The organism is Pseudonocardia sp. NPDC049154, from assembly GCF_040648315.1.
Lineage (GTDB): Bacteria > Actinomycetota > Actinomycetes > Mycobacteriales > Pseudonocardiaceae > Pseudonocardia.
Window position 1 is genome coordinate 170034 of sequence record NZ_JBEZDN010000001.1, and the last position, 14659, is coordinate 184692.

The window sequence follows — 14659 nt, forward strand, 5'->3', positions numbered from 1 at the left end:
CGCTACCTCCCGGTGAAACGGGACGCACGGCCCTCGGTGAACGCGGCGAGGGCCTCGGGCATGTCCTCGGTACAGGTGAGTAGCGCCTGCCCGCGGTTCTCCAACTCCAGGGCCGCCCCGTACGAGGAGATCTCCTGGTTGCGCAGCAGGGCCCGCTTCGACATCCGGACACCGCCCGGCGAGTTGCCGGCGATCGCCGCAGCCAGGGCGTCGGCCTCGGCGAACAGGTCCTCGCTCGGCACGACGCGGTTCACCAGGCCGATCCGCTCCGCCTCGGCGGCGCCGACGATCCGGCCGGTGAAGCCCAGCTCGGCCGCTCGCCCGTAGCCGAGCAATCGGGTCAGCTGCCAGGACGTGCCGAGCTCGCCGCAGGACAAGCCCACGCGAACGAACGCACACGACAGCTTGGCTGTGGGGGCGGCGAGACGGATGTCGGCGGCCAGCGCGAGCGCCAGCCCACCGCCGACCGCGGGGCCGTGGATCGCGGCGATGACGGGGAACGGCAGTTGCCTGATCGCGGCCAGGCCGCCGGTCGCGGCCTCCTGGAAACGGAGGAACTCCCGGACCCCCATCTGCTGGATGGCGCCGACCTCGGCGAGGTCGAAGCCGGAGCAGAACGCCCGGTCCCCCGCGCCGCGCAGGATCAGCGCCCGGGCGCCGGTGTCCCGCACCGCGAGGGCTGCGTCCGTGAACTCGTGGAACATCGTGACGGTCTGCGAGTTCGCCCGGCCCGGTCGGTTCACCGTCAGCCCGGCGACCCCGTCCGCCCGCAGCTCGAGGAGGAGGGTCTCCAGCTCGATCACCGTGCGGGCGGGCGCGGTCGGCACGGTCGGGCTGTCCGTGGCAGTCATCAACGGCCTCGGAAGGTCGGGGCGCGGCCGTCGCGGAACGCCGTCAGGGCCTCCGTCATGTCCTCGCTCCGGGTCAGCAGGGCCTGCCCGCGATTCTCCAGTTCGAGCGCCGCGGCGTAGGAGGTGACCTCCATGTTCGCCTGCAACGCCCGCTTGGACAGCTGCACCCGCCCGGAGAGTTGCCGCAGATCTGCTCGGCCATCTCCAGCGCGGTGGCCAGCAGGTCCTCCTCGGGCACCACGCGATTGACCAGACCGGTGCGCTCGGCCTCCTCGGCACCCATCATGCGGCCGGAGTAGACGAACTCGGCGGCCGCCGCAGGTCCTATCAACCTCGGCAGCAGCCAGGACGCGCCGAGATCACCCGCCGACAGCCCGATCTTCACGAATGCCGCGTTGAACCTCGCCCGCCGCGAACCCAGCCGGATGTCCGCAGCGAGCGCCAGGGACAGCCCCCCGCCTGCCGCCGCCCCGTTGACCGCGGCGATGACCGGGACCCGGATACCACGGAGTGCCGCCAGTGCCCGCGCCGCTTTCTCCTGCAGCTCGAGCATGCCCAGCGCGCCGAGGCCGGGCAGCTGCTCCGCGTCGGCGAGGTCGTAGCCGGCGCAGAAGGCCTTCCCGGCGCCGGTCAGCACCAGGACCCGGAGCCCCTCCTCACGGTCGAGAGCTCGGGCGACCGTCTATAGCTCGTCGAACATGGTCGCCGTCATGGCATTGAGCCGCTCCGGGCGGTCCAGGGTGAGGACGACGACGCCGTCGCGTGGCCGTTCCAGCCCCAGTGTCGTGTGTCCCTCGTCCGACATCGGTGTCGTCCTCTCGATCGGGCTCAGGCAAACTTCGGCGACCGCTTCTCGAGGAACGCGGTGAGGCCCTCACGCGCCTCGCCGTGCTCGAACAGGCCCTGGATCTCGTCGATCTCGTATCTCTGCCCCTCGGCGAACGGGAGATCGAACGCCGCATCGACAGTGTTGATCACGGCGGTGATCGCAGGCCGGGACAGCGCGGCCAGCTCCTCGGCGAGCTGCAAGGCGGCCTCGCGGGCACCACCGGCGGTCACCAGACGGTCGACGAGGCCGATCGCCTTTGCCTCGTCGGCGGGGACCTGACGGGCGGTGGCCATGATGTCGATCGCCCGGCCCCTGCCGACCAGCCGCGGCAGCCGCTGGGTACCCGCGGCGCCCGGGATCAGACCGAGCCGGACCTCGGGAAGGCCGTACTTCGCCTCGGCGCCCGAGACCCGCATGGTGCACGCCATCGCGAGCTCGAGCCCCCCGCCCAACGCGACGCCCTCGACGGCCGCGATGCTCACCAGGTCGGCCCCGGCCAGCCGCTCCACCGCACCGCGCAACCGGTTGCCGTAGGCGCGGAAGGAATCCGCGTCGATGCCGCCCATGTGCTTGATGTCGGCGCCCGCGGCGAAGAACCCGGGGATGGCCGAGGTGAGCACGAGTACCCGTGTCCCGCGCTGCTCGGCCTCGTCGACCAGGGCGTTGAGCCCGTCGATGATCGGCGGACCGAGGGCGTTGGCGGGCTTGCGGTCCATCGTCGCGACGAGGACGCCGTGGGCGGCGTCCTCCCAGGTCACCACGGATGCGTCGGTCATGGTCGGTCCTCTCGGTCAGGCGCGGCGGGGAAACGGTCGAAGTCGGGGGCCCGCCTTCGCCTTGTACGCCTCGCGGCCCTCCTGCGCCTCCTCCGAGGCGTAGAAGAGCAGGTTGGTGTCATGGGCAAGCTGCTGGATGCCCGCGAGACCGTCCTCCGCCGCGTGGAAGCTCGCCTTGCTCAGCCGCAGCGCCATCGGGGAGAGCCGTAGCATCCGGCGACACCAGGCGACGGTCTCCGTCTCGAGCTCGGCAAGCGGCACGACGGTAATCCCGAGGCCCATCTCAAGCGCCTCTGCGGCGTCGTACTGCTCGCAGAGGAGCCAGAACTCCTTGGCGCGCTCTGTCCTACCTGCTGGGCGAGCAACGCGGCACCGTAGCCGCCGTCGAAGGAGCCGACCTTCGGCCCGACCTGGCCGAATCGGGCGTTGTCCGCCGCGATCGTCAGGTCGCACACCAGGTGCAGCACGTGCCCGCCGCCGATGGCGTAGCCCGCCACCATCGCGACGACGGGCTTGGGCAGCCTGCGTATCTGCACGTGCAGGTCCGTGACGTGGAACCGGCCGACGCCACCGGGCTCCTCCAGGTACCGGTATCGCCGCGGACGCGTTGGTCGCCGCCCGAGCAGAACGCGGCCGGCCCCTCCCCGGTCAGCACGATCACGCCGATCGTGCCGTCCTCCCGCGAGCGGGTCAGCGCGTCGGAGACCTCGATCAGGGTCTGCGGCCGGAAGGCGTTGCGCACCTCCGGCCGGCAGATCGTGATCTTGGCGATGCCGTCTCCGGAGTGGCCCAGGCGGATGTCGGTGTACCCATGGGCCTTGCCGACATCCGCCCATTCCACCGGCTCGCGTGGTCCGGAGACCCTCACGCCATCGTGAGGCCGCCGCTGACGGACAGCGTCTGGCCCGTGATGTACCCGGCAGCGTCGGAGGCGAAGAACGCGACGGCGGCCGCGACGTCCTCCGGCAGCCCCAACCGCTTCATCGGGACCGCCCGGGTCATCCCGCCGATCACCTTGTCCGCGTCCTGGCCGGACGCGTCGGCGAACTTGCGCAGCGCCGGGGTGTCCGTCGGGCCGGGGCAGACCGTGTTGGCGGTGACGCCCTTGGTCGCGACCTCGCGGGCCAGGGTCTTGGTGAAGGCGATGGTGCCACCCTTGGCGCCCGAGTAGACCGCCTCGAGCGAGGAGCCCACGCGGCCGGCGTCCGAGCCGATGTTGATCACGCGCCCGAAACCGCGCTCGACCATGCCCGGCACGACGGAGTGGGTGACCCGGAGCATACCCTTGAAGTTGATCTCCAGGATCCGGTCCCAGAAGTCCTCGGTGGTCTTCAGGAACGGCATGAAGTCGTCCCAGCCCGCGTTGTTCACCGCGACCTCGATGGGGCCGAGCTCCTCGGTGACGGTCTTGACCGCGGCCTGCACCGACGCCGTGTCGGTCACGTCGGCCTGCACGGCGATCGCCCGACCGCCGGCCTCGGTGATCTCGGTCGCCGTGGCCTGGGCGGCCTCGGTGTTCAGGTCCACGACGGCGACGGCGAAGCCGTGCGCGCCCAGCGTGGTGGTGATGCCCTTGCCGATGCCCTGGGCGCCGCCGGTGACGAACGCGGTGCGGTTACTCATGGGTGGTCCTCTTCGTCGGGGAGTGCAGTGTCGGGTTCAGGCCGGGTGGGTTCAGGCGCTCTACAGGTGCCAGTCGATCGGCCCCGCGATGAGCGAGTGGCTGGTCAGGGTGCGGCCGAGCACGCGCTGCGCCTCGCGTGCCGCCTCGATGACACTCGGCAGGTCGATCCCGGTGTCGACGTCCATCTCGTGGAACATGCTCACCAGGTCCTCGGTGGCGATGTTGCCCGTCGAGCCCTTCGGGACCGGGCAGCCGCCCAGCTCGCCGAAGCTGGACTCGAAGCTGGTGCAGCCGGCCTCGAGCGCGGCATACGCGTTGGCCAGCCCCTGCCCGCGGGTGTTGTGGAAGTGCGCGGTGACCTCGACGCCGGGCAGCCGCTCGAGGGCCGCGGCGAAGAAGTCCCGGGCGTAGGCCGGGTTGCACATGCCGGTGGTGTCACCGAAGCCGACCTCGGTGGCGCCCGCCTCGGCGAAGCGCTCGGCGAGGGATAGCACCTGCTCCATCTCGACCTTGCCCTCGTAGGGGCAGCCGAACGAGGTGGCGATGACCGCCGCGCAGCCCAGGCCCTCGCTGCGGATCCGCTTGGCCATGACGTCGTTGTCCGCCATGGTGTCCGCGATCGCACGGTTGACGTTCTTCTTGTTGTGCGTCTCCGACGCGCTCACGAAGATCGCGGCGTCGTGGAACTTCTCCCGCACCTTCAGGGCGTTGTCCAGACCCTTGCTGTTCGGGACCAGCACCATCAGCCGCACGTCCTCCGGTACGTCGATGCGGTTGAGCACCTCGACGCCGTCGGACAGCTGGGGAATGACGTCCGGCCGCACGAAGCTCGCCACCTCGATGCGGGTGAACCCGGAGCGGCCCAGCGCGTCGATCAGGCGGATCTTGTCGTCCGTGGGGATGTGCTCGGGCTCGTTCTGGAAGCCGTCGCGCGGTCCCACCTCGCGGATGTGGACCTTGTCCGGTCTGGTCACGATTCCCCCCGGAGGGTTCGGTAGAGGTCGTCTCGGTGTTCGGGGGCGGCCACGGCGACGAGCCGCTCGCCGTACTCGCCGTGCGGACAGCCCCGCAGCCAGGCGGTCCCGTGCTCGGTCACGACGGCATCGACGTCGGCGCGGCCGGTGCTGACCGGCCCGCGCAGCCGCGGCACGATCGTCGAGGCCGCGCCGGCCGTGGAGCGCAGCGCGATGATCGAGCGGGCGCCGGTGCGGGCGGCGGCGCCGGAGAAGTCCGCCTGGCCGCCGATCCCGCCGAGGTAGCGTCCGCCGACGGCCTCGCCGTTGACCTGCCCGGACAGGTCCACCTCGATCGCGGAGTTGATCGCGACGAGGTGGCGCAGCCGGGCGAGGACGCCGGGGTCGTGGGTGTAGCTCGCGGGCCGGAAGAGCACGGGCAGCTCTCCGATGCGGGCGTAGAGATGAGCGCTGCCGATCGCGGTGCCGGTGACCAGCAGGCCCTCGTCGATCTCCTTGCGCCGCCCGGTGAGCACGCCCTTCTCCACCAGCCGCAGCACCCCGTCGGTGAGCATGCCGGAATGGAAACCGAGGTCACGGTGTCCGACGAGGCCGTCCATGATCGCCGTCGGCAGGGAGCCGACGCCCATCTGCACGGTGTCCCCGTCCTCGACCAGCTCGGCGACGCGGGCGGCTACGGCCTCGTCCACGGCGTCCGGCGCGCGGTCCGGGGCCTCCGGGAGCGGCCGGTCCGTCTCGATCGTCGCGGCGAAGCGGTCCATCGGGATGCCGGGCGTGCCGGTGCTGGGGGGCATCCGGTGGTTGACCTCGCCGATCAGGACCCTGCTGTGCCGCACCGCGTCCCCGGCGTAGTCCACGCCGATGCCCAGAGAGCACACGCCGTCCGGCCCCGGCGGGGACACCTGAACCAGCCCGACATCCCCGGGCAGGGCCCGTTCGGCGAAGAGCCGCGGCAGCACCGAGTAGTGGGCCGGTACCACCTGCAGGTTACGGGCCCTCCTGAGCTCCCCCATCGCGCCGTACGAGGCCAGGGTGAGCTGCGAGGGCACCTCGCGCAGTCGCCGGTTGAAGCTCAGCCCGCAGAATGCCCGCACCGGGCCGATGTCGGCCACCTGGTCGAGCAGTGCGTCGACCAGTGGAGTGGCCTCCGCCCCGGCCTGGCTCCACCAGACGCCGTCGCCCTCCCGGATGTGCGGCCGCAGGTCGATCATGGTCAGACCCGCTGCAGCAGGGTCGCCGTGCCGAGCCCACCGCCGCAGCACATGGTGACCAGGCCCAGCTCGACGTCCCTGCGCTCCATCTCCGCGACGATCGTGGCCAGCAGCCGCCCGCCGGTCGCCCCGACGGGGTGGCCGATTGCGATGGCGCCGCCGTTGACGTTGACCCGGTCCATGTCCGGCTTGTGCTCGCGCTGCCAGGCGAGCACGACGGAGCTGAACGCCTCGTTGACCTCGAACAGGTCGATGTCGGAGATGCTGAGCCCGTTGCGCTCGAGCAGCTTGTGCGTGGCCGGGATGGGGCCGGTCAGCATGATGATCGGGTCGACACCCACGGTGGTCTGGTCGAGGATCTTCGCCCGCGGGGTGAGCCCGTGCTCGTCCACGGCCCGGCGGGACGCGAGCAGGACACCCGCTGCCCCGTCGCAGATCGGCGAGGAGGACCCCGCGGTGATACGGCCGTTCTCGGGGCGGAACACGGTCTTGAGCCCCGCGAGGGTCTCGGTGGTGGTGCCCGGCCGCACGGTCTGGTCACCGCGGCGGACCTCGCCGTCGAGCTCCCAGTCGATCAGCTCGTCCTCGAGCCTGCCCGACTCGATGGCCTCCGCGGCCAGCCGGTGCGACCGCGCGGCGAAGTCGTCCATCTCCTCGCGGGACAGCTCCCACCTCTCGGCGATCAGCTCGGCGCTCTCGCCCTGCGAGACGAAGTCGTACCGCTCCCACATCTTCGCCGTCCACGGCTCGCCGTAGAGCTCGGAGATCTTGGCGGGCGAGTTCATGGGCACGTGGCCCATGTGCTCGACACCGGCGGCAATCACCACGTCGTGCACCCCGGAGGCGATCAGCGACGCGGCCATCTCGCTCGCCGTCTGCGCGGACCCGCAGCGCCGGTCCAGCACGACGGCGGGGATCTCGGGCGGGTAGCCCTCCTGCAGCCAGGCGTTGCGGGCGATGTTGCGCGACTGCTCGCCGAAGGGGGCGGTGCAGCCCACCACGAGGTCCTCGACCACCGTGGGGGCGATGCCGGCGCGGCCGAGCAGGTCGCGGTAGACCGCGCCGAGGAGCTCGTTGGGGTGGGTGTCGCGGAACCACCCCTTCTCCGGGTGGGACCTGCCGAACGGCGTCCGCGCGCCTTCGACGACGAAGACGTCCCGGCCCTGCAGCGGCACTCAGATCACCGTCCCGCCGTCGACCGGCAGCACCTGGCCGGTGATGTATCCGGCTGCGGGCGAGGCGAGGAAGACGAAGCTCGCTGCGATCTCGTCCGGGTCCGCCCACCGCTGGAGCGGGATCCGCTCCAGCGTCTTGGCCGCGAGCTTTTCGTTGTCCCGGATGTTCTGGGTCATCGCCGTCGCGGCCAGCGGGGCCAGCGCGTTCACGGTGATCTGCCTGCGGGCGAGCTCCTTGGCCAGGGACTTGGTGAGCCCGACGATCCCGGCCTTGGCGGCGCCGTAGTTGGCCTGACCGATCGTGCCGACCAGCCCGGCCGCCGAGGTGACGTTGAGGATGCGGCCCGACCCGTCGTCGGCGAGGAACGGCAGCGCCGCCTGCGAGACGGTGAACGAGCCCACCAGGTGGATCTCGACGATCCGCCGGAAGGCGTCCTCGGTGAGCTTCGGGAACATCGCTGGCGAGATCGCTCCCGCATTGTTCACGACGATGTGCATCGCACCACCGCCGAGATCAGCGGCCTTCGCCGCAGCTGCGTCGGCAGCCGCGCGATCCCGGACGTCGAGCACCTGACTGTCCGCGACGCCCCCCGCCTCGACGATCTGTTTGGCGACGACACGAGCCGCGTCCTCGTTCACATCAGTGACCATGACGGCCGCACCGGCGCGGGAGAAGGCGTGCGCGACCGAGGCGCCGATGCCACCACCGGCACCGGTGACGAGCGCGGCGCGACCGTCGAGCGAGAAGACGTCGAGTGCGGGCATCAGTAGCTCCCCATTCCTAGTAGCTGCGGGGCAGGCCCAGCACGTGCGAGCCCAGGTAGTTGAGCACCATCTCCTGCGACAGCGGGGCGATCCTCATCAGCCGGGCCTCGCGGAAGTATCGGGCGACGTTGTACTCCTCGGAGTACCCCATGCCGCCGTGGGCCTGCAGGGCCCGGTCGGCGGCCTGGAAGCCCGCCTCGGCGCACAGGTACTTCGCGGTGTTGGCCTCGCGGCCGCACGGCTTGCCCTGGTCGTAGAGCCAGGTCGCCTTGCGCAGGATGAGCTCGGCCGCGTCGAGGTGGGCCAGCGAGTCCGCCAGGGGGAACTGGATGCCCTGGTTCATGCCGATCTGACGGCCGAACACCTCGCGCTGGTTGCCGTAGGTGACCGCGCGGTTCAGCGCGACCCGGCCGATCCCGAGAGCCTCGGCGGCGACCAGCATCCGCTCCGGGTTGAGCCCGTCGAGGATGTACGTGAAGCCCTGGCCTTCCTCGCCGACTCGGTCCTCCACGGGGACGATCAGGTCGTCGATGAACAGCTCGTTGGACGTCACCGCGTTGCGCCCCATCTTCGGGATGGGCCGGATGTCGATCTTGGAGCGGTCCAGGTCTGTGAGGAACAGCGTCATGCCGTCCGTCTTCTTCGCGACCTCGTCCACCTTCTGGGTGCGGGTCAGCAGCAGGACCTTCTCGGACTCCATCGCCTTGGAGATCCACACCTTGCGGCCGTTGACGCGGTAGTGATCACCCTCGCGCTTGGCGAACGTGGTGATCCGGGTGGTGTCCAGGCCCGCGCCCGGCTCGGTCACGCCGAAGCAGACGTGCAGCGAGCCGTCGACGATCCGCGGCAGCGTGCGCTGCTTCAACTCCTCCGAGCCGTGCTTGATCACCGGGTGCATGCCGAAGATCGACAGGTGGATGGAGCTGGCCGCGTTCATGCCACCGCCGGACTTGGCGACCTCCTCGATGAGGATGGAGGCCTCGGTGATCCCGAATCCGTGTCCGCCGTACTCCTCAGGTGTGGTGATGCCGAGCCAGCCGCCCGACGCCAATGCGTCGTAGAACTCGGTCGGGAACTCCTTGTCCCGGTCGTGCTCCATCCAGTACTGATCGTCGAACTTGCCTGCGAGGTCCCGGACCGCGTCCCGGATCGTCGCCTGATCGTCCGTGAGCTCGAAAATCCATCGCGCCCCTCCAAGGACCACGTCGTCTTGGTATCGGTCTGATCCTAACAAAGGACTGACCAAAGGACACGCTTAGCCCTGTGACGTTCCTGGCAGGAGCTCCAACCTGGCCGCGAGCCGTTCGTTCCACTCGGCGACGGAGCCGAACAGCTGCGCGTCGAGCTTCGCCCGCTTGTAGAAGATCTGGAGGTCGTGCTCCCACGTGTATCCGATGGCCCCGTGCAAGGTGAGCGCGGTGTCCGCGGCTACAGATGCAGCGCCACAGACCTGCGCCTTCGCGGCCGCAGCGTGCAGAGGTGCGTCGTCCAGCCCCGCCTCCACGGAAGCCGCTGCGAGATAGACGATCGACCGCGCCGACTCCACCTTCACGAGCATTTCCGCCGCCGCGTGCTTGACCGCCTGGAAGGATCCGATCGGCACGCCGAACTGACGGCGCTGACCGGCGTACTCCACCGTCTCGTCGAGCATTCGCTCCATCACCCCGAGGGCGTCGGCCGACACCAGCACCGCGGCACGCAGGGCCGCCTGCTCGAGCACCTCGGCCGCGTCGCCCGGGATCGTCGTGCCGTGCACACCGTCGAACTCCACGTCGCCAACGGTGCGAGTCCTATCGGTCAGCTCCCGTCCGTGCACCCGCACGGCGTCCTGGCCCGCTTCGACCAGCTGCAGCGTTCCGTCCTCGACCGGGACGACGAAGCGCCGAGCCCGGGTCGCGGCCAGCACCGTCGAGATCGCTCCCCGCAGACCGCCGTCGCCCGCCAGGGCGTGCCGTCCGTTCGGGACCGCGCCTGACGGCACCGCAAGGACCGTCGTCATCCCGTCCGCCAGCAGCGTCTTGGCCGCCTCGGCGTCCCGCGCAAGGGCCGGGAGGGCGAGCATCGACCCCAGCCAGGCCGACGACGGCGCCCCACGGCGCCCGAGCTCCTCGGCCGCGAGAGCAAGCTCCACGAGCCCACCCCCCTCGCCCCCGAGGTCCTCCGGCGACCCGACACCGAACCACCCGTCAGCCGTGAAGCGCTCCTCGAAAGCGCCGTGGTCGCCGGCGTCCAGCCAGCTGCGCAACGTCTCGGGTGCGCACACCTCGGTCAGCCAGTCGGCGAGCACCGAGCGGAAGTCGGCCTGCTCGGCGGAGAGTTCCCAACGCATGTCCTGCTCCTCGTCGATCCGCGATGCGCACCGCACCGTGCGTCGCCTCTGTCGATGCTAGATTGGGTCAGACCTTTAGACCAAGGAGGGCGCGCGATGGCCCCGAACGACGCCCGATCGGTGATCCGGCTCCCAGCGATGGAGGTGCCCAAGGCCTCGGATGTCCTGGCGAACGAACTTCGCGAGCGCATCCTGTCCGGGGAGTACAGCGAGGGCACCCCGCTGCCCCCCGAACGCGAACTGGTCGTCCAGACCCGGATGAGCCGCACCACGGTGCGTGAGGCGCTGCGCATCCTCGAGGTGCAAGGGCTGATCCGGATTCGCGCGGGTCGCTCGGGCGGCGCTTTCGTGCAGCAGCCCGGCGGGGAGTCCGTGGCCAGCTCGCTGGACCTGCTGATCCGGGGCCGGCACCTCCGGCTGGCCTCGGTTCACGAGACCCGGGAGGCCGTCGAGCCGTCCTGCGCCCGGCTCGCGGCACTGCACCACACACCGACCGACCTGCGGCGACTCGACGTCACGAACGAGGAGGTCGCCGCGGCCGAGAACCTGGACGACTTCCTGCGGGCGAACGTCGCCTGGCACATCGCCGTGGCCGAGGCGGGCCACAACGAGATCCTCACCGGAGTCATGATGGCGCTCTCGCGGGCTATCTACACCACGACGAACAACGAGGGCTTCGTCAACGAGCAGGTCCGCTCCATCGCCGTGCGGGCCCACCGGTCGGTGACCCGCGCCGTTGCGGAACGCGACCCCGATGCCGCGGTGCGGCGGATGGCCCGGCACGTCCACTCCTACGCCGCCGCGGCGCTGGAGGCGGACAGCCGGACCGAGATCTCCGTCGCCGACCACTGACCGGGCATGACCACCGCTCGCTCGGTCAGCGGGCATCGGAGGCACGCTTCGCGTCCCGCGCCGCCGCACGAACGACCTCGAGCGCCTCGGGATTCTCGGCTCCGGACAGGCCCCCGGGATCCTCGTCGAGGGCGGCGGCCCGGACGGCCCGCCGCATGATCTTCGCGGAGCGGGTCTTGGGCAGCTGTGCCACGGGGCGGAGCAGCGAAGGCGCGAACGGCTTGCCCAGCTCGTCCGCCACCCGTGCGCGCAGCTCCGCGGCGATCTCCTCCGGCGCAGCGCTCGGGTCGCCCTGTCGCGGCACCCAGAACGCCCAGACCGCCTCGCCCTTCTTGGCGTCCGGCACTCCGACGACGGCGGCCTCCGCCACGTCGGGGTGCGCGATCAGCACGGCCTCGACCTCCGCCGGCGCCAGTCGCTTACCCGCGACGTTCATGACGTCGTCCGACCGCCCGCGCAGGTACCACTGTCCGTCGGCGTCGACCACCGCGTGGTCCCCGTGCCGCCACATCCCGGGGAACGTGGACCAGTAGGCCTCGAGGTAGCGCTCCGGTCACGCCAGAACCCCCGGGTCATCGCGGGCCACGGCTGGCGGCAGACCAGCTCGCCGACCTCGCCGCGTACCGACTTCCCCGAGGCGTCGACGACGTCGACGTCCATCCCCAGCGAGGGCCCGCCGAGGGAACAGCTGCGGATCGGCTCGATCGGGTAGGGCGCCAGGAACGAGCCACCGACCTCGGTGCCCCCGGAGAAGTTGATGATCGGGACCCGGCCACCGAACACGGTCCGTGCCAACCAGTCGTAGGACTCGGCGTCCCACGGCTCCCCGGTCGAACCGAGGGGTGTGCACCGACCTCAGGTCGAACCCCGAGAGGTCGCTGTCGCGGGTCCGCAGTGTGCGGATCAGCGTCGGGGAGACGCCCAGCATCGTGACCCGGTGTCGCTCGACGAGGCTCCAGAGCCGGTTCAGGTCGGGCACGTCCGGCGAACCCTCGTACAGCACGAGGGTGCCGCCGTTGGAATGAGTTCCCACGATCGACAGCGGGCCCATGATCCAGCCCATGTCGGTGATCCAGCAGAACACGCCGCCGGGGCCGACGTCGAACGAGTAGGCGACCTCCGACGCCGTCTTCACGAGGAAGCCGGCGTGGGTGTGCACCGCACCCTTCGGACGGCCGGTGGTGCCGGACGTGTAGGCCAGCAGGAGCGTCTCGGTCGCCGGGAGTTGCACCGCGGGACCGGCGTCCGGATCGTGCGCGAGGAGGTCCCGCCACGACACCTCGGGCACGGCGGCGTCAGGGTGCCCCTCGCCGCCGACGACGACGAGATGCCGCACGCCCGGACAGTGACGCACTGCCTCCCGCACCGTCGGCAGCATCGCCACCGTGCGCTTCCGTCGGACCGTCGAGGCCGCGACGATCACCACGCGGACGTTGGCGTCGTCCAGCCGCGACGCGACCGCACCGGCGGCGAACCCGGAGAAGAACGGGACCAGCACCGCCCCGAGCCGGGCCGCCGCGTAGAAGGCGATCACCGCCTCGGTGGCCCTCGGAAGGTACAGAGCCACCGCGTCCCCGCGACCGACACCGAGCTCGCGGAGCCCTGCCGCAACCCGTCGCACCCGCTCGTCGAGCTCGGCGAAGGTCAGCCGGTCGACCGCCCCGCCCTCGTCCTCGTGCACGACGGCGGGACGGTCACGGAACTCGGGATCGGCCGCCCAGCGGGCCAGGCACGCGTCCGCGAGGTTCAGCTCGCCGCCGACGAACCGCTCGGGGTCGGTGATGCCCTGCGAGTCGTCGAGCACCTGCGAGCACGGAGAGCTGAACGGCAGCCCGAGGTCCTCGACGACAGCGCCCCAGTACCACCCGACGTCGGCGACCGAGCGCTCACGCAGCGCGGCGATCCCCTCGATCCCGTGTCGGCGGGCGAACCGGGCGACCCTGGCCGACTCCAGGTAGTCCAGTCCCGGGGTCCAGACGTAGGCGGTGTCCTGTCCCTCGTGCGTCTCGGAGACGGTCGACACGGTCAGCTCCTCGGCAAGCCGAGCATCCGCTCGGCGACGATGTTGCGCTGGATGAACGTCGAGCCACCGGCGATGGCGGTGCCACGGGCCTGGTAGGCCAACCGCTGCCAGCGGCTCTCGGCGTCGGACTGCTCGGTCGTCGCCAGTTGCCCGCCGATCGGGGACAGCGACTGCCGGAAGTCGGCCAGGTCCTCGACCAGCGGGCAGAAGTAAAGCTTGCCGATCGAGGTCACCGGTCCGGGTGCCGCGCCGTCTGCAGCGAGCGAGAGGACACGCTGCCCGATGGCGTTGTGCACGAGCGCACGCCCGTAGAGGTCAGCGACCTTCTGCCGGACGACGCGGTCCGCCCCGAGCGGCGTGCCGTCCGCGCCGGTCATCCCGCGGATCTCGGAGACGATGTCGTCCACCGCGCGCTTGGTGTTCACCCGGCCAGTCGCGATGCCGACCCGCTCGAAGCCGAGCGTCGCCATGGCGACCTTCCAGCCGCCGTTCACCTCGCCGAGGACCAGGTCGTCCGGCACGAAGACGTCGTCGAGGAAGACCTCGTTGAACTCCGCCTCGCCCAGCATGTGGGCCAGCGGCCTGACCGTCACGCCCCTACTCGCCAGTGGCAGGAGGAAGTAGGTGATCCCCTTGTGCCGCGGCAGGTCGGGGCCGCCCGTCCGGGCCAGCAGGATCGCGTTTGTCGCGAGGTGGGCCCGACTGGTCCAGATCTTCTGCCCGGAGATGCGCCACCCGCCGTCGACCTTCGTGGCCTTGGTGCGCAGCGAGGCCAGGTCGGAACCGGAATCCGGCTCCGAGAACAGCTGGCACCACAGCTCGTCACCGGCCAGGATCGGGCGCAGGAAGCGTTCCTTCTGGGCGTCGGTTCCGAACGCGATGATCGTGGGCCCGGCGAAGTCCTCGCCAACCGTGTTCAGCCGCTCCGGGGCGCCGGCGCGGTCCGCCTCGTCCGTGAAGACCGCTCGGATCCGGGCGTCGGCTCCCTGGCCGCCGTACTCCTGGGGCCACGACATCCCGGCGAACCCGCCGTCGAACAGCATCCGCTGCCACTGCCTCCAGAACGGCAGCTTGTCCACGAGCTCGACCGGTTCGGGCCAGGGCAGCGCGGGGAGCGACTCGGCAAGCCAGATCCGTACCCGCTGCCGGAACGTCGCCTCTTCGGGGGTGTCCGCCAGATCCATCGAAGCTCCTTCGGTCCGTAGCGCTTAATATGCTAAGGGTCAGACCAAACCTGTGGAAGACAGACT

General features: G+C 70.8%; 16 protein-coding genes and 2 pseudogenes. 1 reads left to right on the top strand and 17 read right to left on the bottom strand.

Going from position 1 to position 14659, the window contains the following annotated elements:
- Positions 1-2: 2 nt before the first annotated feature.
- The 13 genes and pseudogenes from AB0B41_RS00845 to AB0B41_RS00905 form a co-directional block, all read right to left on the bottom strand.
- Positions 3-851, bottom strand: a complete 849-nt coding sequence (locus AB0B41_RS00845) for an enoyl-CoA hydratase-related protein (protein ID WP_358197422.1) — start codon at positions 849-851, stop codon at positions 3-5.
- A gap of 73 nt (positions 852-924) precedes the next feature.
- Positions 925-1488 carry an enoyl-CoA hydratase-related protein gene (locus tag AB0B41_RS00850; protein WP_358197424.1) on the bottom strand — a complete coding sequence of 188 codons (564 nt, stop codon included), beginning with the start codon at positions 1486-1488 and terminating at the stop codon, positions 925-927.
- Between the two features lie 45 nt (positions 1489-1533).
- Positions 1534-1656: a hypothetical protein gene (locus AB0B41_RS00855; RefSeq protein WP_358197427.1), complete on the bottom strand. Its 123-nt coding sequence runs from the start codon at positions 1654-1656 to the stop codon at positions 1534-1536.
- Positions 1657-1679: 23 nt separating this feature from the next.
- A complete protein-coding gene (locus tag AB0B41_RS00860) occupies positions 1680-2456 on the bottom strand; it encodes an enoyl-CoA hydratase-related protein (protein WP_358197429.1) in 777 nt (258 codons plus the stop codon).
- Between the two features lie 15 nt (positions 2457-2471).
- A pseudogene (locus tag AB0B41_RS00865) lies at positions 2472-2956 on the bottom strand (enoyl-CoA hydratase-related protein).
- Complete coding sequence (locus AB0B41_RS00870; protein WP_358197431.1) at positions 2899-3324, bottom strand: enoyl-CoA hydratase-related protein; 426 nt, start codon at positions 3322-3324, stop codon at positions 2899-2901. Before AB0B41_RS00870 ends, AB0B41_RS00865 begins: the two are co-directional and overlap by 58 nt.
- Entirely contained in the window at positions 3321-4079 is a 759-nt protein-coding gene (locus AB0B41_RS00875) for an SDR family oxidoreductase (RefSeq protein WP_358197433.1), read from the bottom strand. The genes AB0B41_RS00870 and AB0B41_RS00875 overlap by 4 nt, the downstream gene beginning before the upstream one ends.
- 60 nt (positions 4080-4139) lie before the next feature.
- Complete coding sequence (locus AB0B41_RS00880; RefSeq protein ID WP_358197436.1) at positions 4140-5054, bottom strand: hydroxymethylglutaryl-CoA lyase; 915 nt, start codon at positions 5052-5054, stop codon at positions 4140-4142.
- A complete protein-coding gene (locus tag AB0B41_RS00885) occupies positions 5051-6265 on the bottom strand; it encodes an acetyl-CoA hydrolase/transferase C-terminal domain-containing protein (RefSeq protein WP_358197438.1) in 1215 nt (404 codons plus the stop codon). The genes AB0B41_RS00880 and AB0B41_RS00885 overlap by 4 nt, the downstream gene beginning before the upstream one ends.
- A gap of 2 nt (positions 6266-6267) precedes the next feature.
- Positions 6268-7440, bottom strand: coding sequence for a thiolase family protein (locus AB0B41_RS00890; RefSeq protein WP_358197440.1), 1173 nt, complete (start codon positions 7438-7440; stop codon positions 6268-6270).
- Positions 7441-8205, bottom strand: a complete 765-nt coding sequence (locus AB0B41_RS00895) for an SDR family NAD(P)-dependent oxidoreductase (RefSeq protein ID WP_358197442.1) — start codon at positions 8203-8205, stop codon at positions 7441-7443. It lies immediately after the preceding gene.
- Positions 8206-8221: 16 nt separating this feature from the next.
- Positions 8222-9409, bottom strand: a complete 1188-nt coding sequence (locus AB0B41_RS00900) for an acyl-CoA dehydrogenase family protein (protein WP_358197445.1) — start codon at positions 9407-9409, stop codon at positions 8222-8224.
- Between the two features lie 51 nt (positions 9410-9460).
- Complete coding sequence (locus AB0B41_RS00905; RefSeq protein ID WP_358197447.1) at positions 9461-10534, bottom strand: acyl-CoA dehydrogenase; 1074 nt, start codon at positions 10532-10534, stop codon at positions 9461-9463.
- A 96-nt stretch (positions 10535-10630) separates the two neighbouring features.
- Here AB0B41_RS00905 and AB0B41_RS00910 point away from each other — a divergent pair, with 96 nt between their 5' ends.
- Complete coding sequence (locus AB0B41_RS00910; RefSeq protein ID WP_358197449.1) at positions 10631-11386, top strand: FCD domain-containing protein; 756 nt, start codon at positions 10631-10633, stop codon at positions 11384-11386.
- A 25-nt stretch (positions 11387-11411) separates the two neighbouring features.
- Here AB0B41_RS00910 and AB0B41_RS00915 read toward each other — a convergent pair whose 3' ends face one another.
- From AB0B41_RS00915 to AB0B41_RS00930, 4 genes and pseudogenes are all read right to left on the bottom strand, one after another.
- The gene (locus AB0B41_RS00915; RefSeq protein ID WP_358197451.1) at positions 11412-11897 is read right to left on the bottom strand and encodes a hypothetical protein; all 486 of its coding nucleotides are present in this window, start codon (positions 11895-11897) and stop codon (positions 11412-11414) included.
- Entirely contained in the window at positions 11819-12169 is a 351-nt protein-coding gene (locus AB0B41_RS00920; protein ID WP_358197454.1) for a hypothetical protein, read from the bottom strand. Before AB0B41_RS00920 ends, AB0B41_RS00915 begins: the two co-directional genes overlap by 79 nt.
- Before the next feature lie 100 nt (positions 12170-12269).
- A pseudogene (locus AB0B41_RS00925) lies at positions 12270-13409 on the bottom strand (AMP-binding protein); the annotation flags it as partial.
- A gap of 2 nt (positions 13410-13411) precedes the next feature.
- Complete coding sequence (locus tag AB0B41_RS00930; protein ID WP_358197456.1) at positions 13412-14593, bottom strand: acyl-CoA dehydrogenase family protein; 1182 nt, start codon at positions 14591-14593, stop codon at positions 13412-13414.
- Between the last annotated feature and the right edge of the window lie 66 nt (positions 14594-14659).